The 21,662-nt window shown below is 55.7% G+C and carries 19 protein-coding genes; 5 read left to right on the top strand and 14 right to left on the bottom strand.

The window, feature by feature from the left end; all coding sequences use genetic code 11:
* Positions 1–337: 337 nt before the first annotated feature.
* Both HMPREF9098_RS10115 and HMPREF9098_RS10110 read left to right on the top strand, forming a co-directional pair.
* Positions 338–2,176 carry an autotransporter assembly complex protein TamA gene (locus tag HMPREF9098_RS10115; RefSeq protein ID WP_003784513.1) on the top strand — a complete coding sequence of 613 codons (1,839 nt, stop codon included), beginning with the start codon at positions 338–340 and terminating at the stop codon, positions 2,174–2,176.
* A gap of 21 nt (positions 2,177–2,197) precedes the next feature.
* Positions 2,198–6,082, top strand: a complete 3,885-nt coding sequence (locus HMPREF9098_RS10110) for a translocation/assembly module TamB domain-containing protein (protein WP_003784512.1) — start codon at positions 2,198–2,200, stop codon at positions 6,080–6,082.
* Positions 6,083–6,261: 179 nt separating this feature from the next.
* Here the strand turns inward: HMPREF9098_RS10110 and HMPREF9098_RS11580 are convergent, their stop codons facing one another.
* The 11 genes from HMPREF9098_RS11580 to HMPREF9098_RS10055 all read right to left on the bottom strand — a co-directional run bounded on the left by HMPREF9098_RS11580 (position 6,262) and on the right by HMPREF9098_RS10055 (position 15,269).
* Positions 6,262–6,522 (bottom strand): T6SS immunity protein Tdi1 domain-containing protein, encoded by a 261-nt coding sequence (locus HMPREF9098_RS11580; protein ID WP_115324742.1) that lies wholly within the window; start codon positions 6,520–6,522, stop codon positions 6,262–6,264.
* Complete coding sequence (locus tag HMPREF9098_RS10105) at positions 6,423–6,905, bottom strand: GAD-like domain-containing protein (protein ID WP_003784509.1); 483 nt, start codon at positions 6,903–6,905, stop codon at positions 6,423–6,425. The genes HMPREF9098_RS11580 and HMPREF9098_RS10105 overlap by 100 nt, the downstream gene beginning before the upstream one ends.
* 147 nt (positions 6,906–7,052) lie before the next feature.
* Complete coding sequence (locus tag HMPREF9098_RS10100; protein ID WP_003784507.1) at positions 7,053–7,364, bottom strand: hypothetical protein; 312 nt, start codon at positions 7,362–7,364, stop codon at positions 7,053–7,055.
* Positions 7,365–7,407: 43 nt separating this feature from the next.
* On the bottom strand, positions 7,408–8,049 hold the full coding sequence (locus tag HMPREF9098_RS10095) for a hypothetical protein (protein WP_003784505.1): 642 nt from the start codon (positions 8,047–8,049) through the stop codon (positions 7,408–7,410).
* A gap of 144 nt (positions 8,050–8,193) precedes the next feature.
* The gene (gene leuC, locus HMPREF9098_RS10090; RefSeq protein ID WP_003784504.1) at positions 8,194–9,600 is read right to left on the bottom strand and encodes a 3-isopropylmalate dehydratase large subunit; all 1,407 of its coding nucleotides are present in this window, start codon (positions 9,598–9,600) and stop codon (positions 8,194–8,196) included.
* A gap of 391 nt (positions 9,601–9,991) precedes the next feature.
* Positions 9,992–10,870, bottom strand: coding sequence for a metal ABC transporter permease (locus HMPREF9098_RS10080; protein ID WP_040564954.1), 879 nt, complete (start codon positions 10,868–10,870; stop codon positions 9,992–9,994).
* Between the two features lie 176 nt (positions 10,871–11,046).
* Positions 11,047–11,658, bottom strand: coding sequence for a hypothetical protein (locus tag HMPREF9098_RS10075; protein WP_003784498.1), 612 nt, complete (start codon positions 11,656–11,658; stop codon positions 11,047–11,049).
* Between the two features lie 24 nt (positions 11,659–11,682).
* Positions 11,683–12,066 carry a hypothetical protein gene (locus HMPREF9098_RS10070; RefSeq protein ID WP_003784496.1) on the bottom strand — a complete coding sequence of 128 codons (384 nt, stop codon included), beginning with the start codon at positions 12,064–12,066 and terminating at the stop codon, positions 11,683–11,685.
* Between the two features lie 110 nt (positions 12,067–12,176).
* Positions 12,177–14,315, bottom strand: coding sequence for a heavy metal translocating P-type ATPase (locus tag HMPREF9098_RS10065; protein WP_003784493.1), 2,139 nt, complete (start codon positions 14,313–14,315; stop codon positions 12,177–12,179).
* Between the two features lie 129 nt (positions 14,316–14,444).
* On the bottom strand, positions 14,445–14,966 hold the full coding sequence (locus tag HMPREF9098_RS10060) for a hypothetical protein (RefSeq protein ID WP_003784492.1): 522 nt from the start codon (positions 14,964–14,966) through the stop codon (positions 14,445–14,447).
* A 90-nt stretch (positions 14,967–15,056) separates the two neighbouring features.
* Positions 15,057–15,269: a heavy-metal-associated domain-containing protein gene (locus HMPREF9098_RS10055; RefSeq protein WP_003784491.1), complete on the bottom strand. Its 213-nt coding sequence runs from the start codon at positions 15,267–15,269 to the stop codon at positions 15,057–15,059.
* Positions 15,270–15,387: 118 nt separating this feature from the next.
* On the opposite strand from HMPREF9098_RS10055, the gene cueR reads away from it, so the two are divergent.
* From cueR to HMPREF9098_RS11855, 3 genes are all read left to right on the top strand, one after another.
* Positions 15,388–15,780 carry a Cu(I)-responsive transcriptional regulator gene (gene cueR, locus HMPREF9098_RS10050; protein WP_003784489.1) on the top strand — a complete coding sequence of 131 codons (393 nt, stop codon included), beginning with the start codon at positions 15,388–15,390 and terminating at the stop codon, positions 15,778–15,780.
* A 110-nt stretch (positions 15,781–15,890) separates the two neighbouring features.
* Positions 15,891–17,576, top strand: a complete 1,686-nt coding sequence (locus tag HMPREF9098_RS10045) for a glutamine--tRNA ligase/YqeY domain fusion protein (protein ID WP_003784488.1) — start codon at positions 15,891–15,893, stop codon at positions 17,574–17,576.
* A gap of 185 nt (positions 17,577–17,761) precedes the next feature.
* Positions 17,762–18,613, top strand: a complete 852-nt coding sequence (locus HMPREF9098_RS11855) for a hypothetical protein (RefSeq protein ID WP_003784486.1) — start codon at positions 17,762–17,764, stop codon at positions 18,611–18,613.
* Positions 18,614–18,688: 75 nt separating this feature from the next.
* Here the strand turns inward: HMPREF9098_RS11855 and narI are convergent, their stop codons facing one another.
* The 3 genes from narI to narH are packed head-to-tail and all read right to left on the bottom strand — an operon-like array spanning position 18,689 to position 21,648.
* Entirely contained in the window at positions 18,689–19,375 is a 687-nt protein-coding gene (gene narI, locus HMPREF9098_RS10035) for a respiratory nitrate reductase subunit gamma (RefSeq protein WP_003784484.1), read from the bottom strand.
* A 24-nt stretch (positions 19,376–19,399) separates the two neighbouring features.
* Positions 19,400–20,074: a nitrate reductase molybdenum cofactor assembly chaperone gene (gene narJ / locus HMPREF9098_RS10030; protein ID WP_003784483.1), complete on the bottom strand. Its 675-nt coding sequence runs from the start codon at positions 20,072–20,074 to the stop codon at positions 19,400–19,402.
* Between the two features lie 14 nt (positions 20,075–20,088).
* Positions 20,089–21,648 (bottom strand): nitrate reductase subunit beta, encoded by a 1,560-nt coding sequence (gene narH / locus HMPREF9098_RS10025; RefSeq protein WP_040564451.1) that lies wholly within the window; start codon positions 21,646–21,648, stop codon positions 20,089–20,091.
* Positions 21,649–21,662 lie beyond the last annotated feature (14 nt).

The following is a 21,662-nucleotide window of genomic DNA, read 5'->3' as shown; positions in this document are numbered from 1 at the left end:
CCCATGTGCAGGCTGCTTTTTATAGTGGATTAAAATAAAAATGAGACAAGGCGGCGAGCCGCAAGGCGTACAAGTAGTACGTCAAGGCGAGCCAACGCCGTATCATTGCGATTTTAATTCACTATAAATGGCGGCCGCCGTATCGGAACGGTGAACATGGCGTTGCGCCGCCATACCCGCGCTTGGGCGGCTGCCCGTAGCAAAAGCAGCCTGCACCCTGATTTTTACACCGCAGCATTTGGCAAGTTCCCCCATAGCCCTTACAATACCGCTTTCCCGCTGGCTGCCCATGCAGGCTGCATGGAACCTTACAACACCCACATTAAGACGCACCCTTATGGCACAACACCGCCTCCGCCTCATCGCCTGTCTCTGTTCACTGAGCCTGTTCGCCCACACCGCCGCATGGGCAGAAGACGCACAGGCCGCCGAAGAACCGACCAAAGGCCCAGCCAAAACCGCCGAATCGGACAAACCGCTCAAACCCAAATACCCCGTCACCGTTCAAGTCGATAATCAAGAACTGCAGGAACTTCTGGAAAAATACCTGCCGATTATCGACCACCAGCGTCGGGAAGAACTGGACGACGAACAAATCAACTTCCTTGCCGAAGACACCCCGAAAGAAGCGCAAAACCTGCTCAAAACCGAAGGCTATTTCAACGCGCAAGTTTCCGTGAGCCGCCAAGGTGCAGGCTGGTTGGTGAAAGTGGCCGCCGGCGAACGCACCCGCATCGACCAAGTCAATGTGGCCATTTTGGGCGACATCCTGAAAGACCGCGAATTGGGCACTTACTATAAAAACGCCCTGCGTTCGTGGCAGCTGCCCGTGGGCACGCCCTTCCGTCAAGAACACTGGTCGGCCAGCAAAACGGCGGCCTTGAGCGCCGTGACCCGCCGCAAATACCCGCTGGCCACCCTCACCCAAACCCAAGCCACCGTCAATCCGCAAACGCACCGCGCCGATTTGTCGGTACAAATCAACAGCCAGCAGCCGATTTACTTCGGCGATTTCCAAATCGAAGGCAACCGGCGTTACCCCGTTTCTGTTGTTGAAGGCTTGGCGCAATTCAAACCGGGCGACGTGTACGATTTGGACAAACTGCTGGATTACCAGCAAGCCCTAGAAAACAACAGCCATTATTCCGGCGCATCGGTGCAGGCTGCTTTTGACGAACGGCAGGGCGACCGCGTGCCCGTGAAAGTCTCCGTCATCGAACTGCCACGCCAAAAAATCGAAGCCGGTTTGAGCTTCGATTCCGAATACGGGCTGGGCGGCTCGCTGGGCTACGAACACTACAACCTGTTCAACCGCGGCTATGTCGGCTCCACCTCGTTCGCCATGGACCGCTATCAGACCAATTTCAGCGTCGGCATCAGCCAGCCGCGCCAAAGCTCGGGCTATTATTGGACGAGCAATCTGGCCTACAAGCGCAACACCACGCAAAAACTGGAAACACGCTCCGTGACCAGCGGCATTTGGCGCGTGCGTGACCGCAGCGGCATCGACGCGCGATACGGCATTGAATTTATTGCCGAAGACGGCAGAATCCCCGAACAAAACCTCAAGCTGGACCGCCGCTATGCCACCATGCTCACCGCATCATGGCGCAAACAGAGCATCGAAACCACGCTGCGCCCCGCCAACGGCTATTATTTCGACGGCAAAATCGGTACCACGCTGGGCCGCCTGATGTCGTCTTCCTTTATGGCGCGCGTCAAAGGCAGCGCGGGTTATTATTTCACGCCGGAAAACAAAGCGTTGGGCACTTTCGTGGTGCGCGGCGAACTGGGTTATGTTTATAGCAAAGGCAATTTCAATACCAACGGCGTGCCTTCCACGCTCATGTTCCGTACCGGCGGCGCATCGTCCGTGCGCGGTTACGAATTGGACAGCATCGGCCGCCGTCTGCCCGGCAGCTCCGTGGTCCTGCCGGAACGCGCCATGTTCGTGGCCAGCCTGGAATACCAATACCCGATTAAAAACGATTTCGCGCTGGCCGTCTTCCACGACATCGGCGGTACGGCGCAAACCTTCCAAACCATCACGCCGCGCCACGGCACGGGTTTGGGCGTGCGCTGGTTCAGCCCGGTCGCCCCGTTCTCGTTCGATATCGCCTACGGCCACCACGACCGCAAAATCCGCTGGCACATCAGCCTCGGCACCCGCTTTTAATTTTCCCGCATTATTTCCGTTATGACCGATTCCGCTTCCACACTCCCCCTGCCTGAAAACGAAAGCCAAAAGCAGCCTGCACCCGTTCCGCCGAAGCGTCCGCGTTACCGCTGGCTGAAATACACGCTGTTCGGCTCGCTCACGCTGGTTACAGGCTTGGGCGCAGGCGTGGTCTGGCTTTTGACCACCACCGACGGCCTGCGCTTCGCCTTGAAGCAGGTGCCGCGTTTTTCCAATGTGCAGATTGAAACCGAATCGCTCTCCGGCAGCGTGTGGCACGGCTTTGCCGCCGACCAGGTCAGCGTGCAGACCGAAAGCGCGGATTTGAAATTCAGCCACGTGGAATTGGCATGGCAGCCGCAAGCCTTGTGGCAGCGGCACCTGCTGGTGCAGAAGCTGGCGCTGGGCGATTTGCACATTGCCACCAAGCCCACGCCGCCCAAACCAAAGCAGCCTGCACCCGAACTGCCACAAAGCATCAGCCTGCCCGTGCAGATTGACGTGCAGCAGATTGAAGTGGGCAAAATCACGCAGAACAAAACCGAAATCCTGAACCGCATCCGCGCGGCCTACCATTACGACCACCGGCAGCATTTGCTGGACGTGCAGGCGCTGGATAATTATTGGGCGGCCACCAAAGGGCAGGCCAGCCTGCAAACCCAGTCGCCCTTTGCCCTGAACGGCAAGCTGCTGTCCAAAGGCGAGCTGGACGGCATTGCGGTGGACAACACATTGAACGCGTCAGGCAGCCTGCAACAAATCCAACTGAAAACCGATTTGACGGGCAACGGCGTCGGCCTACATGCCAGCACCCAAATCCGCCCGTTTGCCGAACATCTGGGCCAGCTTATCGAACACGTCGATATCCAAGGCCAAAACATCAACCCGCGCGCGTTCATGCCGAACCTGCCGCAGGCCGATTTGGTGTTCAACCTGCGCGTGCATCCGAATCTGGATAAAGACAAAGACATGGCGCTGGACGGCTCGCTGGATTTGCGCAACGAAAAACCGCAAGCGGCCAACCAAAGCGGCATTCCCGTGCGCACCCTTGCCGGCACCTTCCACATCAACGATTCGGGCGCCATCGAAATTCCCGACCTTCGCGCGCAGCTGATGAAAGACGGCCAAATCACGCTAAACGGCGGCATTTACGCGCAAAAACAAACGCTGAACCTGCAAGCCAAAATCGAACAGCTCACGGCGGCCGACGCGGCAACGCTGTCCACCCCCATCCAAGGCACGCTCAACGGTAGCCTGCACGCCAAAGGCACATTCACCGAGCCGAATATTGCGTGGCAGCTGAAAACCGAGCGCGCCCAAAGCACGGGCACGCTCAAAATCGCCACCGACACCGCCAAAGGGCAACGCACGCTGCTGATTGAAAACGGCGAAATCCTGCCCAACCAGGGCGGCAAACTCAAGATTGCAGGCAGCCTGCAACTGTTCCAAAGCCAAAAACTCTCCGCCACGGCGGAAAGCCAAGGCTTCAATCCCGCCAAACTCTATCCCGGCCTGCCCGAAGGCAACATCAACGGCAAAATCACCGCCGGCGGCGAATTGGCCAAACAATCCTTCCAAAGCAGCCTGCACTTTTCGCCGTCCACCGTATCGGGCGCGCCCTTGTCCGGAAAAGGCGATATCCGTTATGAAAACCAACATTTGAGCCAGGCAAACACCGACATCCAACTGGGCAGTAACCACATCCGCACGCAAGGCGCGTTCGGCAAACGCGGCGACACGCTGGCCTTGGACATCCACGCGCCGAACCTGCATTTGTTCGGCTTCGGACTGCAAGGGCTGCTCACCGCCAAAGGCTCGCTGACCAGCACCGCCGACGGCTTCACGCAAATGGAAGCCAAGCTCGCCGGACAGGCACGGCAATTTGCCGTGGGCGATGCCGTGAAAGCGCAAAATATCGATTTCACCGTGCAGGCCTCGCCCGATGCCAGCCGTCCGCTGAACGTATCGCTCAAAGGCAACGGCATCAGCGCCGGCGGCACGCAAATCCAACAGGCGGACGTGCAACTGAACGGCACGCTGCGCCAACACCAAATCAAAGCGCAAAGCAGCCTGCACATCGACAAAAAACCGCTCACGCTGAATATTGCGGCAGCCGGCGGCCTGAACGATGCGCAGCAATGGCACGGCACGGTCAGCACGCTGGACGTGGGCGGCGCGCTGCAACTGCGCCTGCAAAACGCCATGAAGCTGGAAGCCGGCGCCAAGCGTGTGGTGCTCAGCGCCGCCAACTGGCAGGCATTGGGCGGCACATTGCAGCTGCAACAATTTTCGTGGGACACGCAATCCGGCCTGAACACCAAAGGCTCGGCCAACCAGCTGCATTTGGCGCAACTGCACAATTTCTACAAACCGCCGGTGGAGCACGATTTGGTGATTGCCGCCAACTGGGATATGTCATACAGCCACAGCCCGCGCGGTTTTTTGCAGCTAAAACAGCTCAGCGGCGACGTGATTCTGCCCACCGCCCGCAAACAAGCCCTGAACCTGAGCGGCTTCGTGCTGAACACCACGCTGGACGGCCGCGGCATTCAAAACCAAGTGCAGGCCGGCACGCGCTACGGCAAATTGCAGGGGCAATACAACATCCTGCGCTCGTTCGGGCAGGGCAACCTGCTGACTGCACCCGTGTCAGGCAGCCTGCAACTGACCAACGAAAACCTGGATTCGCTGCGCAACGTGATGCCCATCGGCCAAACGGTCACCGGCCGCCTGCACGCAAACGTCACCATCGGCGGTCAAGTGAACCAGCCGAAGCTCGGCGGCACGCTGACCGGCGACAATTTGAGCTACCGCCACCGCCAAATCGGCATCATCCTCGACAACGGCACGCTCAAATCGCATCTGGACGGCGACCGCTGGCTGGTGGACAGCCTGCAATTCGCGCGCAAAAACGGTACGGTAACGCTTACCGGCAGCGCCACGCTCGCCAACAGCACGCCGAATGTCGATGCGCAAGTGGTGTTCGAACGCTATCCCGTGCTCGACCAAGTGAACCGCCAGCTCACCCTGTCCGGCACCACCAAAGTGCTGTACGGCAACAACGGCTTCACTTTGGACGGCAAACTGGTCACCGACGAAGGCCGCTTCGGCTTTCAAGAAAGCAATGCGCCCACGCTGGACGACGACGTGGTCGTTTTGGGCGAAGCCAAACCCGAAGCTGCCAAACCCATGCCGTTTAATCTGAATCTGGTCTTTGATTTGAACAACAAATTCCATTTCAGCGGCGAAGGGCTGAAAGTAACGCTGGGCGGCCAGCTCGCGCTCAAATCGTCCACCACCAGCGATATTCAGGCCGTGGGCAGCGTGCACGTGGTCCGCGGCCAATACAAAGCCTACGGTCAGGATTTGGTGGTGAAAAAAGGCATTATTTCGTTTGTCGGCCCCATCAGCCAGCCCAACCTGAACATCCGTGCGGAGCGGCGCAATTCACCCGTCGGCGCAGGTGTGGAAGTGCTGGGCAACCTGAACGAGCCGCGCATCCGCCTGGTCACCAACGAGCCGATGAGCGAAAAAGACAAATTGTCCTGGTTGATTCTGAACCGCGCCAGCAGCGGCAACAGCGGCGACAATGCGGCCTTGGCCACCGCCGCCAGCGCATTTTTGGCCGGCAAAGTGGCCGACCGCACCGGCCTGCTCGACAACTTCGGCCTGACCAGCGAGCAGACGCGCAATGCCGCCACCGGCGAAATGAACCCCGCGCAGCAGGTGCTCACCTTCGGCAAACAGCTCACCCACAACCTGTCGCTGAGCTACGAAGCGGGTTTGCAGACATCAAGCCAAACCGTGAAGCTGATTTACCAACTGGCGCGTTCGTTCCAAATCATCGCCAAAATGGGCACGAATTCGTCCGGCGTGGAAGTGAAATACATCCGCCGCTTCGACTAACCGCCAAAGATTCGGCAAAAAAAGCAGCCTGCACTTTTCAAAATTGGAGTGCAGGCTGCTTTTGGTTGGGAATAGGATAAATCTTTTACGGTTGATCCATAAAATTGATTGCAGGCTGCTTTTGCGTGTTTCGGACAACAATAAAGCAGCCTGCACCCTGTTTCTCTCGGATTCGTTTATTAAATCGGGTCAAGTACCTGCAATTCCACCAAGCCGCGCAAGATATCCAGTTGCGCGAACAGGTTGCCCTTTTCCACATGCGCCAAATTGTTATGGTCGCCAATGACGAGTGCGGGACTGAAATAAAACATTTCATCATCCGCCAATGCACCGAGTTTTTTCACGGCGCGTTGGAACAACGGGCGGTTTTTATGGTCTGCCCTGTCAAAATATTTCGGTTTTTGCAGGGAAAAAACAAGCGCATTTCTTGATCGCCGCATCCTTTGGCGATTTCCCTGGAAACATCCTCTTCCATACCGACAAAACCGAAATGCGGATTGATGGTGTATTTGTGCCCGTAGGCCGGCTCCCAAACCAGCAGCTCGCCCCAGCCCGTGCGGGCGATAACGTAGTGCTTGTGCCGCACCTGTTCGGCTTCGGGCAGCCAGTCGGGCAGGATGTCTTCGTAATCATCGGGATTGGTTATCCAAAACAGGCCGTCTGCAAAACCGCAGAAACCGTATTGCCGCCAATAGGTCAAAAGCTGGTCGGGCAGGATGCCGCGATACTTTTGCAGCACGGCTTCTTCTGCGGCCTTGGCGGCAAACGGTTGGCCGAATTTTGTCAAAAAATCGGCAAAGTCTTCATCGGGGGTGTAGGTCATATTGTGTTCCTATAAAACGGGTGCAGGCTGCTTTTTGCGTGTTTCGAACAACAACAAAGCAGCCTGCACTTCAGTTTTCAGCCTACCTGAAACCGAGGTTTCCGAAGGAAGCCGAGTTTCTGCGGAGCTAAAACGGATGCCGCCGTATCAACCGCTGTCTTGGCCGGACAGGCGGGCAAAATATTCCGCCAAACAGTGCAATATGTTTTCGGGGCATTCGCTGTTTTCGGCAAAGAACCAATATTCGCCATACGGATTGTGAATACTGAATTTCCAGCCTTTATAGCGGAAATCCATCCACGTTTCATCTGTAACCAAATCTGGGCGAAAGGCGGTGGGCAGCCCGCCGAAACGGATAATCCGCCACAGCAGGCGTGATGGCGGGCAGGTTTGCGGCAGTTGCAGGAACAGGCGCGAGCCGTCGGCCATAATGTCGTTTTTCAGCACGGGTTTGTCCATTGCCCCGCTCCTTTATTTTCAGGCAGCCCCTGCGGCGGGCGGGTTAGAAATCGGCTTCGTAACCGTGCCCGCGGCTGCCGTAAAACATCAGCCAGCGCGCCAAAGAATAGACGATGTGCAGTTGGCTTTCCAAGCTTTCTGGCTCGGCTTCGGGCGCTTCGTATTGGTCTTTCAGATATTCCAAGCCGTGCTGCCGCGCGGCGGGGGCAACGGCGGCAATCAGGCGTTGGGCATAGTCCACGGCTTCTTCGGCCAGGTGGTTCGACCATGCTTCGTTGAGCAAATCTTCGCCGATCAACTCTTGGCAGTCAGCCAAAAACTGGCCGCGGAATACGTTTTCGTCCTGCCCGAAGGCGCGGTATACCGGCACGCTGTCCCGTTCGGGCGCCAGTTCGATGACGTAATAGCCCCGATAATCTTCATAAACTTCGTCAAACGGCGGTTTGTCCGGGCTGTCGTCGGCATCGTATTGTTCGCGCAGCCAGGCATCTGCCTGAGCGTCTTTGCCTACTTGCGGCGCGTTGATGGTTTCGTAGCTGGGTATGCCGAGGCCGAACCATTCTTCCAACAGCGCATCATATTGATCGGGCGGAAGATTGTCTGACGTTATCAGGCGGTAAAGTTCGTAAAAGCGTTGTTCTTGGCCTGCTTTCGGCTTGTTCAACGGGCGCATATCCAATCCCATGGCGGTTTCCTTTCGCGGGTAGGTTTATTAAAGAAGGGGCAACATCAATGCCCGCTTGAACGGATGGGTGTAAACCGCTGTAAATGCAGGCTGCCTGAAACGCCGAAAAGCACTTCAAAGCAGCCTGCACTTCCTTTTTACAGATTACAACTCGCGCACGTCCACAAAATGCCCGACCACCGCCGCCGCCGCCGCCATCGCCGGGCTGACGAGGTGGGTGCGGCCGCCGTTGCCCTGCCGTCCTTCAAAGTTGCGGTTGGAGGTGGAGGCGCAGCGCTCTTTCGGTGCGAGGCGGTCGGCGTTCATGGCCAGGCACATGGAGCAGCCGGGTTCGCGCCATTCGAAGCCCGCGTCGGTGAAGATTTTGTCCAAGCCTTCTTTTTCCGCCTGCTCTTTCACCAAGCCGGAGCCGGGCACGACCAGCACGCGGTTCACGTTGTCGGCCTTTTTGCGGCCTTTGGCCACGGCGGCGGCTTCGCGCAAATCTTCGATGCGGCTGTTGGTGCACGAGCCGATGAACACCACGTCCACGGGGATTTCGTTCAGCGGCGTGCCGGCGGCCAAGCCCATGTATTCCAAGGCGCGTTCCATGCCCGCGCGTTTCACCGCGTCGGCTTCGTCGGCGGGGTTCGGCACTTTGCCGTCCACGCCCAGCACCATTTCGGGCGACGTGCCCCATGTTACCTGCGGCTCGATGTCTTCGGCGCGGAATCTGTACGTTTTGTCGAATTTCGCGCCGTCATCGGACACCAGCGTGCGCCAGTAGGCCACAGCTTTGTCCCAATCCGCGCCTTTGGGGGCGAATTTGCGGCCTTGAATGTAGTTGATTGTGGTGTCGTCCACGGCCACCAAGCCGCTACGCGCGCCGGCTTCAATCGCCATGTTGCACAGGGTCATGCGGCCTTCCATGGAGAGGCTGCGGATGGCTTCGCCGCCAAATTCGATGGCATAGCCCGTGCCGCCCGCCGTGCCGATTTGGCCGATGATATACAGTGCGATGTCTTTGGCGGTTACGCCCGGTTTCAGGCTACCTGAAACTTCAATCAGCATGGATTTGGACTTTTTGGCGGTGATGCACTGGGTGGCCATGGTGTGTTCCACTTCGCTGGTGCCGATGCCGTGCGCCAGCGCGCCGAACGCGCCGTGGGTACTGGTGTGCGAGTCGCCGCAGACGACAGTCATGCCGGGCAGCGTCGCACCCTGCTCGGGGCCCATCACGTGCACGATGCCTTGGCCTTTGTCTTTAAACGGGAAATACGCTAGCGCGCCGAATTCTTTGATGTTTTTGTCCAAAGTGTCCACTTGCAGCTTGGAAATCGGGTCTTTGATGCCTTCGTCCCAATGGTCGGTGGGCGTGTTGTGGTCGGCGGTGGAGACCACGCTGTCGATGCGCCACAGCTTGCGGCCGGCCATTTTCAGGCCTTCAAACGCCTGCGGGCTGGTCACTTCGTGCACCAGATGGCGGTCGATATACAGCAGCACCGTGCCGTCTTCTTCTTCGCGGACGATGTGGCTGTTCCAGAGTTTGTCGTAGAGGGTTTGTGCGCTCATGGTTTGCGTCTTTCTTAATATATTGGTTAAACGTATAAAAATTGGATTTTAGACTTATTGGACATTTCGTGCAATATTTGCTTGGCTGTTTTCAATATTCTCATTATTTTTTTAGACTATTTGTCTAAATTGACACGCAAAGCAGCCTGCACTTTGTGTGGCCGCCTGCCAGTTTAAAAGATACATGATTATTCAGCAAATCTTCTTTCCTCACTGCCCCGATATCCGCCGCACAACGCTTGGGAAAAACTGTGCATAACCCAATGATGGATTTGATATGCAATGATTTTTTATCCATGCTGAAAAAATAGGCAACCCGAATCAAGACCCCGAACAAAAAAAGCAGCCTGCACTTTGGGAATATGGGTGCAGGCTGCTTTTGCATTGTCCGTCAAACCTTCAAATGCTTTTTGCGGAGCAATTTCACCAAAATGCCGCTGTTTGCGCCGAACAGCACGGAAAACACATACCAAATGCCGCAAAACAGGATGATGGTCGGACCGGATGGCAGGCCGGCCGGATGGTGGTATGACAGCAGCAGGCCGGCATAACCGCACACCAGCGCGCCCGCCGCCGCCAATGCCATCAGCGCGCCCATCCGTTCCACCCAAAGCCGTGCCGAAATGGCGGGCAGCATCATCAGGCCGACCGACATCAGCGTGCCCAGCGCCTGAAAGCCCGCCACCAAGTTCATCACCACCAAAATCAGGAATGCCACATGCCACAGCCCGCCCCTGCCGTTCACCGCGCGCAAAAACAAAGGGTCGATGCTTTCCAGCATCAGCGGGCGGAACATCACCGCCAGCGCCACAATCGTGCAGCTGGCCACCGCGCCCATCAGTTGCAGCGACAGCAAATCCACCGCCAGCACCGAGCCGAACAGCAAATGCAGCAATTCCACGCTGTTGCCGCCCAAGCTGACCAAAATCACGCCAATCGCCAGGCTGCTCAAATAAAACGCGGCGAAATTCGCATCTTCCTTCAATTCAGTGAAGCGGCTGACCAACCCGGCAAAAAATGCCATCAGCACGCCGGCCGCAAAGCCGCCCAGCCCCATGGCCGGCAGGCTCAGTCCCGCCACCATATAGCCCACCGCCGCGCCCGGCAGCACCGCGTGGCTCAAAGCATCGCCAATCAGGCTCATGCGGCGCATCACCAAAAACACGCCCACCGGCGCGGCAGACAATGCCAAAAACACCACCGATGCCAGCGCGTAACGCATAAAGGAAAATTCGGTAAAGGGTTCGATGAATAATTCGTGGAAAGTCATGGCGTGCGGCACACAGGAACACAAACCGTGCATTATAACGTTTTTGCCCTATTTTGTTACAACATAACAGGGGAATTTGCAGCGGCATGATTCGGGCACGGACGATACAAAAGCAGCCTGCACTTTGGAAAATGAAGTGCAAGCTGCTTTTTGGATTGTATTTACACGAAAGAGAATTATGCCAACTGGTCTAATACGCCGCCTGCATAAATATCGTATCCATCAAATCTATTACCGCAAGTAATTAGCCGTCCGTCTTTAAAGAAAAAATGATTATAAATGAATATATCCTTAATTTCATAATCCAAATATTCTTGCTTGAACTGCTCTATGTCTGAAATTGGGATACGGTATTTGACAATATCAAAGCACTCGGTTCGATAAGTTTCCCGGAACAAATAGTAGAACAACAATTCCGACAAACCGCCGTAATAGGCACCAAAAGTCTCGCCTGCATCGTAACAATAAACTTTATGGTCTTCATAATTCAAGCAAATTGCTTCCGAAAGGAAATCCGTGCCCAAATAACCGCTATTCGGCGGCAATATCAGCCCCTCTAAAAACTCATACTCTAATTCATAGTAATACCCTTTGAAATAATCAAAGTTTAGGCAGGCCATTTCATTGGTTAAAAAAGGGCTGTTGCCGTAATCCAATAAAAAGCGGTAATGCTCGGGGCTGAGTTGTATTTGGTTTTGCGCCAAAAAATCGTCCAGCTCCTGTTGGGGAACGGGTACGGCTTTGATGCGTTGCAACATGGCGTTGATGAGTTTTTGCAATATGGTCATACGGTTTCCTATATGCCGCTTAATTTATACGGTAGCCACATAAAAATCCTGTATAAAAGCAGGGCATTCCAATTCCGGCGACATGGGTTCTATGAAATCTTGAAGGAGTTTGGACAATATGATTTTATCATTATCAAAATCATCCACCATGATAACTTCAAGATAAGAGGGCAAAAATTCAAGGGCCGCGCCTGAATTGGATATCATAAACGGAATCTTGGCGCAAAGCATGCCAGCCAATTTATCGTGAAGGTAAAACCTGCACCAATTTTCGCCCTCATCCCAATCGGGGCGATAAGTCAAATGTTTTTTTAAATGCGCCATGCAATCATGAAAATCTCCCGCTAGCCATTTGTCCCTATGCTCACTCGATTTCAATATAGTCGCGTCCAGATGATAGATGTTCATATTACCTCTCCGTTCCTGATTCTGCCGAGTTACCCATTAACGTATCCTAACTACCCATTCCTAATGACCGAAAGCAGCCTGCACTCCGTTTTTCAAAGTGCAGGCTGCTTTTAAAATTTCATCCGTTTCAGCCGCAGCGCATTCGCCAGAACGGACACGGAACTCATTGCCATCATCGCCCCCGCCAGCACGGGTGTGAGCAGCCCCACGGCGGCAAACGGGATACCCAGAGCGTTGTAAATAAAAGCGAAAAACAGGTTTTGGCGGATGGCGCGCAAGGTGGCGCGGGCAATCATCAGGCCGTCTGCCAGCCGATTGACCGACGGGCGCACCAACACGGCATCGGCGCTTTGTTCGGCGATGTCGGTGTTGCCGCGCACGGCGAAACCCGAATCGGCCAGCGCAAGGGCGGGTGCGTCATTGATGCCGTCGCCCGCCATGCCGACTTTGGCGCCCTGCTGCTGTAATTGGCGGATGAATTCGGCTTTTTGGCGCGGCGACTGGTTGCCGTGGGCGTTTTCGGCGGGCAATCCGAGTTGCGCGGCAATATAGGCGACGGTGGCGGGATGATCGCCGCTCAAAATATGCACGGCAATGCGGTGGTCGGCCAGCCGTTCGATGGCGGCCTTGCTGTCGGGTTTGAGCGGGTCGGCCAGGGCAAATGCGCCGACGGCCTGCCCGTTGAGCGACACGGCGGCAATGCTGGCAATCGACCAAATATTGTCCATGCCTTCAGGCAGCCTGCACCCGCAAAATTCGGGCTTGCCCACCTTCACTTCGCCCCAATCTGCAACGCTGGCGCTGATGCCTTCGCCGGCCACGGTATTCACGTTCTCAACGGGGCGCGGTGCGATGCCGCGTGCCAAAGCAGCCTGCACCACGGCATTCGCCAACGGATGCGCGGCGTGCTGTTCCACGGCGGCTGCCATTTCAAACAACTGCTCTTCGGTAAAGCCTTCGGCCGTCCACACGGCGGCGATGTCGGGCTTGCCTGCCGTCAGCGTGCCAGTTTTGTCCAGCACCACCGTATCCACCGAACCAGCGGCTTCCAGCGCGGCGGCGTTTTTAAACCACACGCCGTGCCGCACCGCCTGTCCCATGCCGGCCATAATCGCCGCCGGTGTCGCCAAGCCCAAAGCACAGGGGCAGGCCACCACCAGCACGGCCACGGCACGGACAAGCGCGGTGGTCCAATCGCCCAGCGCGAATCCGTTGGCCACAAAAGTCAGCAGCGCAATGCCCAACACGGACGGCACGAACACCGACGCCACTTTGTCCGCCAGCCGCGCAATCGGGGCTTTGCTGCCTTGCGCGTCGGCCAGCGCGCTCACCATATCGCCCAGCAACGTATCGCTGCCAAGCTGCTCGGCGCGGTAATCCACGCTGCCGGAAAGAATCGCGCCCGCCAGCACTTTGCTGCCAATCGTTTTATGTACCGGCTGGCTTTCGCCCGTGAGATGGCTTTCGTCCGCCCAGCCTTCGCCCGCCAGCACCGTGCCGTCCGCCGCAATCCGGCCGCCCTGCACGCAACGCAGCGTGTCGCCGATTTGGATTTGGCCCAGCGGCACGGTTTGCCAGGCATTGTTTTTGAATACGGACACTTCGCGCGGCGTGAGTTGCAGCAGCGAACCGAGCGCGTTCAGGCTGCCGCGTTTGGTTTTCGCTTCCAGATATTTGCCCAGCGACACAAACGCCAGCACCATCACGCCCGCCTCGAAATACACATGGTGTGCCGAACGGTGCGTCAACACCATGCCCAGCGAATAAAGGTAAATCGCCAGCGTGCCGACCGACACCAGCACGTCCATGTTGGCCAAACCGCCGCGGATGCTGGCCGCTGCGCCGCGGTAAAACGGCAGCGCGAAATAGGCCTGCACCACCGTGGCAATTGCAATTTGCAGCCACAACGGCGGCATCAGCGCGTGCGAACCGAACAGCATGCCCGCCATGCCCACCCAAAACGGCACGGACAAAGCCAGCAGCACCCACACGCGCCAATGCGTTTCGTTGTCTTGTGCAGGCTGCAATGATGTCTGCACGGTGGCCTGATAGCCGGTTTTCTCAATAATTTCCATCAGCCCTGCCGCATCGGTTTTCGTGTCGTCAAACTCGATTTGCGCCGTTTCGCCGGCAAAGTTCACTGCGCAGCTCTGCACAAAATCTTTTTTGTTCAGCACTTTTTCAATGCGGTTCGCGCAGGCTTGGCAGGTCATGCCTTGAATGTTGAAGTTAATGTGTCGGATAGCCATGATATTACTCCATATTAAATCGGATAAGCGTCAGGATAAACGTTGACGTACGGTTAATGTCAAGGGATTGGCGGATGAAAAAGCAGCCTGCACTTTAAGAAATAGCGAAGTGCAGGCTGCCTGAAAGGATTACGCGGCTTCTGCCCCTTTCGGCACGGCGCGCCTTTTCCAACGGTGTACCATTCGGCGCGCCAGCCATTTGCCGAGCGTGAAAAACACCAGCCCCACAGGCAAAATCAAAATAAAACTAATGGCATTGAAACCGCGCCAGCTTAACGGTATCACACGGTTATCGGGTGTGAGCCGATACGTTTGCGTGATCATTGCCGTGTCGAGATCGGTGAACAGTTCGTAGGTATCGGGGGCGATTAGGCGCAAACGGTAGCCGCCCTGCCCGTCCTCGCGGAAAAAACGTCGCTCCTGCCGCACCAAGGTTTGCGTATTCCGCCAGTTTTCCAACCGTGTCGGACGGATGCCGTGTTCATCTTGAATCAAAACATAAAACGTGGGCGAAACGGTATCGCCCTGCCCGTAACGCTCCATGAGGCCGAATTCGACCGCATAATACGCAGCGATAAAGCAGCACACGAAAAAGGCGCAATGGGCGGCCCATGAAGACAGGGTCAGGATAAAGTGGGTTAAGAAACGCATGATGGTAATGAATGCATGATGATAATAAATGGGTGTGCAGGCAGCCTGCACATGACACCACAAGCAGCCTGCAAAGGATTTCAGTCATTTTCAAGCGGCACAGGCATCAAAACCTGCGTCTTCCACCGCTTCCACCAGCTGCGCGATTTGGATTTTGCCCTCGTCAAATTCCACTTGCGCGTTTTTGTTTTCCAGGCTCACAGTGGCGCTGCGCACGCCGTCCAAGCCGTTCAACACTTTGGTCACGCTTTTCACGCAGCCGCCGCAGGTCATGCCGTCAATGTTCAGGGTTACTGTTGCCATTTTGATTGTCCTTGATTTAGGGGTTGAAAACAGGGGATACTATAAACCTTTACCCGGTGTGAAAGTCAAATGCTTTTTTGCCGACCCTGCACCGGCACGCCATCCATATTAGGAAATCATGATGAACATCAGCCAAGCCGCGCGGCAAACCGGCCTGTCCGCCAAACAAATCCGCGATTACGAAAAACAAGGCCTGCTGCCCCAAGCCGCCCGCACCGCCGCAGGCTACCGCGATTACGGCGACAACGATTTGCAGCGGCTGCACTTCATCCGCCACGCGCGCGATGTCGGCTTTTCGCTTGCCCAAACCGCGCAACTGCTCGCCCTGCAAGACAACCCCGACCGCCGCAGCCACGATGTCAAAACCCTCACCGCGCAGCACATTGCCGAATTGGAGCAGAAAATCCAATCGCTGCAAGCCATGCTGGCCACACTGCAAACATGGCACGCGCAATGCGCCGGCGACGAACAGGCCGAATGCTGCATTTTAGAAGCCTTGGCACAACCGTAACCCCATGTGCAGGCTGCCTGGTTTCAGGTAAAATCACCCCCTTGCACCGCCATTGCCCAAAGCAGCCTGCACCCCGTTTTTATATTGAAATACCACCCATTGGAAACATTATGCTGACCAAAGACCAATTTGCCGACAACCATTTCATCCGCACCATCATCGAAGAAGACCTCAAAAGCGGCAAACACACCGCCATCCAAACCCGCTTCCCGCCCGAGCCCAACGGCTACCTGCACATCGGCCACGCCAAATCCATCTGCCTGAACTTCGGCCTGGCCTATATTTACGACGGCCAATGCAACCTGCGTTTCGACGACACCAATCCCGAAAAAGAAAACCAAGAATACGTTGATTCCATTAAAGAAGACGTGCGCTGGCTCGGCTTCGAATGGAGCGGCGAACCGCGTTACGCCTCCGATTATTTCGACCAGCTTTTCGACTACGCCGTCGGCCTTATCAAAGAAGGCAAAGCCTATGTGGACGACTTAACGCCCGAAGAAATGCGCGAATACCGCGGCACGCTCACCGAACCCGGCAAAAACAGCCCCTACCGCGACCGCAGCGTGGAAGAAAACCTGGATTTGTTTTACAAAATGCGTGACGGCGCATTCCCCGACGGCAGCAAAACCCTGCGCCTGAAAATCGATATGGCATCGGGCAACATCAATCTGCGCGACCCCGTGATTTACCGCATCCGCCGCGCCCACCACCACAACACGGGCGACAAATGGTGCATTTACCCGATGTACGACTACACGCACGCCCTGTCGGATGCCATTGAAAACATTACCCATTCGCTCTGCACACTGGAATTTGAATCGCACCGTCCGCTGTATGACTGGGTGGTGGAAAACACGCCCGTTACCGGCAAACCGCGCCAATACGAGTTTTCGCGACTGGAACTGCTGTATTCCATCACCTCCAAACGCAAGCTGAACCAACTGGTAACGGAAGGGCACGTCAGCGGTTGGGATGACCCGCGTATGCCCACCATTTCCGGTATGCGCCGCCGCGGCTACACACCCGAAGGCCTGCGCCTGTTTGCCAAACGTGTCGGCATTTCCAAATCGGAAAACATTGTGGACATGAGCGTGCTGGAAGGCGCGATTCGGGAAGAGCTGGAAAACTCTGCGCCACGCCTGATGGCGGTGCTCGACCCGCTGAAAGTTACCCTGACCAATTTCGAAGCAGGCAAAACGCAAAGCCGCAGCGCGGCGTTCCACCCGAACCACGAAGAAATGGGTAGCCGCGAAGTACCTGTTTCGCCAACCATTTACATTGAGCGCGACGACTTTGCCGAAAATCCGCCCAAAGGCTTCAAACGCTTAACGCCGGGCGGCGAAGTGCGCCTGCGCCACGGCTATGTCATCCGATGCGACGAAGTGGTGAAAGACGCGGCAGGCAACGTGGTGGAACTGAAATGCAGCATCGACCACGACACGCTGGGTAAAAACCCCGAAGGCCGCAAAGTGAAAGGCGTGATCCATTGGGTGTCCGCCGAACACGCCGCCCCGATTACCGTGCGCCTGTATGACCGCCTGTTCACCGTGGAACGTCCTGATGCGGTGCGCGGCGACGACGGCGAATACCTGCCCTTCACCGATTTCCTGAACCCCGAATCCGTGCGCGAAATCACCGCATACGCCGAATCCGCCGTGCAAAACCTGCCGCCCGAAAGCCATTGGCAGTTCGAGCGCATCGGCTATTTCGTCACCGACCGCAAAGACCACGCGGCAGACAAGCCCGTGTTCAATAAAACGGTGGGCTTGAAAGATACTTGGCAGAAAGCCGCATAAATCAGGTGCAGGCTGCTTTTGGGAATGTGAAAACGGCATTCAAAAGCAGCCTGCACTTTTATAGTGAATTAAAATCGCAATGATACGGCGTTGGCTCGCCTTGACGTACTACTTGTACGCCTTGCGGCTCGCCGCCTTGTCTCATTTTTATTTTAATCCACTATATTTTCACAACAAGGAAACCCATGAAAACCACACAATCCGCCCTTTTGCTGGCCGCCGCGCTGCCCATCGGCGCAAACGCCCTGGTTATCCAGCCGTTGCCCGAAGTCGTTACCCTGCCGCACGATGTCGAACACAAAGGGCTGACCATCCCCGCCGGCAGCCGCATCCATTACGACACCGACCGCAACGCACCCAAAACCGACTGGCAACAAGTGTTGCAAACGGAAAAAATTCACAGCATTTACTTCCCCAAAAACATGGTTTGGGGCGGCTACCACACCGATTCGCTCTCTTTTTATTCCGGCAAAATCTCGCTGTTCACCGCCACCCCGCCCAAAAACGCGCCGCGCTTCATCCAATGCAACCGCCAATATAGCGGCAACGCCTATCATATTTACGTCGATTCGCCCGATTGGAGCGGCCGCAACGCCGTGTTTGCAGGCTGCGATGCGCAAAACATCACCATGCGTTTTAACGGCAAGGCACGGGAACTCGGCAACCGCACCGTGATGAAGGAAGGCGGCGACTGGGTGGTCGAATTGAACAATACCGCTTTCAGCGTGCCGAAAATACTCAGGCTCAACCGAAGCGGCGAACTGGCGGATTTCACTTTTTATACCGACCAGCCGCAAAACTTCGGCCGCTGTACATACAGTAAAGACAAATTCAGCACCGTAACGTATTTTTCCGTGCACAGAAGCAGTAACGGCTGGCAGGCCAAGCTGGAAACCGATGTGTATGACTATGTCAGCGAAGAAAACAAACGACGCGACCAAAGCGATGCCTGCTTCTCGCCAAATCCGCTGCCTGCAGCTACCGCCGCACAATGGTTAGACAAATTATTGGCTGAAAACCCGCCCAAGCCGCGTTAAACAGCAAAAAAGCAGCCTGCACGTTCATCAAAAAAGTGCAGGCTGCTTTTTTATCGGGCTATGCGTTCATTGGTATTAACGGCGGCGGCGAACCAGCTGCCATGCGCGCGGAATATAGCTCAATGCGCCAAAACCGCTCCAAACGTGCACCATCCGTGTAAACGGGAAGATTAAGAAGAAGGTCATGCCCATGAAAATGTGCATTTTGAACAGGATGCTCACGTCTTCCAAATATTCTGCCGCCGCGCCGCGGAAGGTAACGATGTGTTGCGCCCATTTCATCAGTTTCACCATTTCGTGGCCGTCCAAGTGCCCCATGCTGACGAAAATGGTGGACAAGCCCAAAGCCAATGTGATGAAAATCCACACCAACACGAGTTTGTCGCGCCAAGTGCTGTTCAGGTTGATACGGTCGATTTTAAAGCGGCGGTTCATCAACATCACCAAACCCACCATCGCCATCGAACCGAAAATGCCGCCCATCGTCATGGCGAAAATCTGTTTCGCACCGTGCGAAATGCCCAGAAATTCCCAAAACGCCAAAGGGGTCAGCAAACCGAACAAGTGGCCGAAGAACACCGCCAGCACGCCCACGTGGAACAAGATATTGCCAAGGCGCAGCTGGCCTTCATACAGCAGCTGGCTGGAATCGCTTTTCCAGGAATACTGCTCGCGCTCAAAACGCATCAGGCTGCCCAGGAAAAAGACGGACAAGCAGATATACGGATAAATGCCGAAAAAGAATTGATTTAAGGTATTCATAATTTCACTCTCCAAAATCCAATGTCAGGCATTGGGACGGTTACCCGTCGGATAGAATTGAACGGTTTGCAGGCCGCCCATTTTGGGTTTCAACAACGGCTCCAATCCTTGATTGTCGGGCCCGAACGTTTCCATGGCTTCGTCCATGTCGCGCACCGGCGGTTCAATCAGCGGCTGCGGTTCCACCGGACTCAATGCCACCACTGCATTCAGCAGCGCGGCATAAGGCGAACCGTACAATTCCAGTTTTTTGGCAATGTGCGCCACCACATGAACGGCATCGCCCAGCAATTTCTGCGCTTCATCGGCGGGAATGTGTGAGAAGAACTCCAACAGCGCAGGCAGGTAATCGGGCAATTCGTCATCGCCCAATTCGTAGCCGTATCGGCGGTATTCTTCCAGCAAATCCACCATTGCGCTGCCGCGGTCGCGGTCTTCACCATACACGTGTTCAAAGATATACAGCGCATGATGGCGGCTACGGTCAAACACCAGCACATAGTCTTCCTGCAATTCGCGCAAGGTGTGGCTGGCCAAATGGTCGAGGAATTTGTCCAAACCAGCACGGTGCGGATTGTTTCTCAACTCGGGCAGCTCGCTCAAAGCAGCCTGCAACTCTGGCAGGGCTTCGAGCAAGTCGCTTTCGGGATAACACATCAATGCCGACAACCATTTATAGGTTAAAGGTTTGATTTCCATAGTCTGCCACCCGATTAACGCACACCGTTTTCACGGTTTTCTTCAATGTCTTTGCGGCGGTCGAAGAACACAATCGGCGTGCCTTTGCGTTTGCCGAACAGGCTTTCTTCGGAAGAACCGCCGGAGCAGCCGTTGCCGAAGGTAAAGCCGCATGCGCCTTTTTCGTCAAACGTGTTTTCCACCATTTCGCGGTGGCTGGTCGGAATCACAAAGCGGTCTTCGTAGTTGGCAATCGCCATCACTTGATACATTTCTTCCACTTGTGCCGGTGTCAAACCTGTGCCGTCCAGCGTTTGTTCCAGCGTTTCGCCGTGTACCACTTGTCCGCGTTTGTAACGGCGCATGGCAATCATACGTTCCAGCGCGGCTTTAATGGGCTCTACTTTGCCTGCCGTCAGCAGGTTGGCCAAATAGCGCAACGGAATACGCATTTCGTCCACGCTCGGGATAATGCCGTTTTCGCCGACCAAGCCGCGTTCGATGGCGGACTGAATGGGTGAAAGGGGCGGAATGTACCAAACCATCGGCATGGTGCGGTATTCGGGATGCAGCGGGAAGGCCACTTTCCATTCCATCGCCATTTTATACACGGGCGAGCGTTTGGCCGCGTCCAGCCAGCTTTGGCTGATTCCTTGTTTCAAGGCTTCTTTTTCGATTTCAGGATCGTTCGGATTCAGGAACAGGCCCAGTTGCGCTTCATACAGGTCTTGCGGGTTTTCCACGCTGGCCGCCGCTTCGATTTTGTCGGCATCATAAAGCAGCACGCCCAAATAGCGGATACGGCCCACGCAGGTTTCGGAGCAGACGGTCGGCTCGCCCACTTCGATACGCGGATAGCAGAACGTGCATTTTTCGGCTTTGCCGCTGGTCCAGTTGTAATAGATTTTTTTGTATGGGCAGCCGGACACGCACATACGCCAGCCGCGGCATTTGTCTTGGTCAATCAACACAATGCCGTCGTCTTCGCGTTTATAGATACTGCCGGACGGGCAGGAAGCCACGCAGGTCGGATTCAGGCAGTGTTCGCACAGGCGGGGCAGATACATCATGAAGGTCTGCTCGAATGCGGCGTGCATTTCTTTTTGAATGCCTTCGAACAACACGTCTTTGCCGCGTTTTTCAAATTCGCCCGCCAAGTCGTCTTCCCAGTTCGGACCCCATTCCACTTTGTCCATTTTTTTGCCGGTAATCACGGAAATGGGACGCGCGGTGGGCGGCGTTTTCATTTTGGGCGCGTTTTGCAGGTGTTCGTAATCGTAGGTGAACGGCTCGTAGTAGTCGTCGATTTTCGGCATGTTGGGGTTGGCGAAAATATTGGACAGGATTTTCAGCTTGCCGCCTTGTTTGGGCACGAGCTTGCCGTCCGATTTGCGCACCCAGCCGCCGTTCCATTTTTCTTGGTCTTCCCAGTTTTTCGGGAAGCCGATGCCGGGCTTGGTTTCTACGTTGTTGAACCATGCGTATTCCACACCGTCGCGTGAAGTCCACACGTTTTTGCAGGTAACGGAGCAGGTGTGGCAACCGATACATTTGTCCAGGTTCAACACCATGCCGACTTGCGCTCTGATTTTCATAATGTGTTCCTTGA

It is taken from the genome of Kingella denitrificans ATCC 33394 (genome assembly GCF_000190695.1).
Lineage (GTDB): Bacteria > Pseudomonadota > Gammaproteobacteria > Burkholderiales > Neisseriaceae > Kingella_A > Kingella_A denitrificans.
Note: the sequence above shows the minus strand (reverse complement) of the source record. Positions and strands in the feature narration are given on the sequence as shown.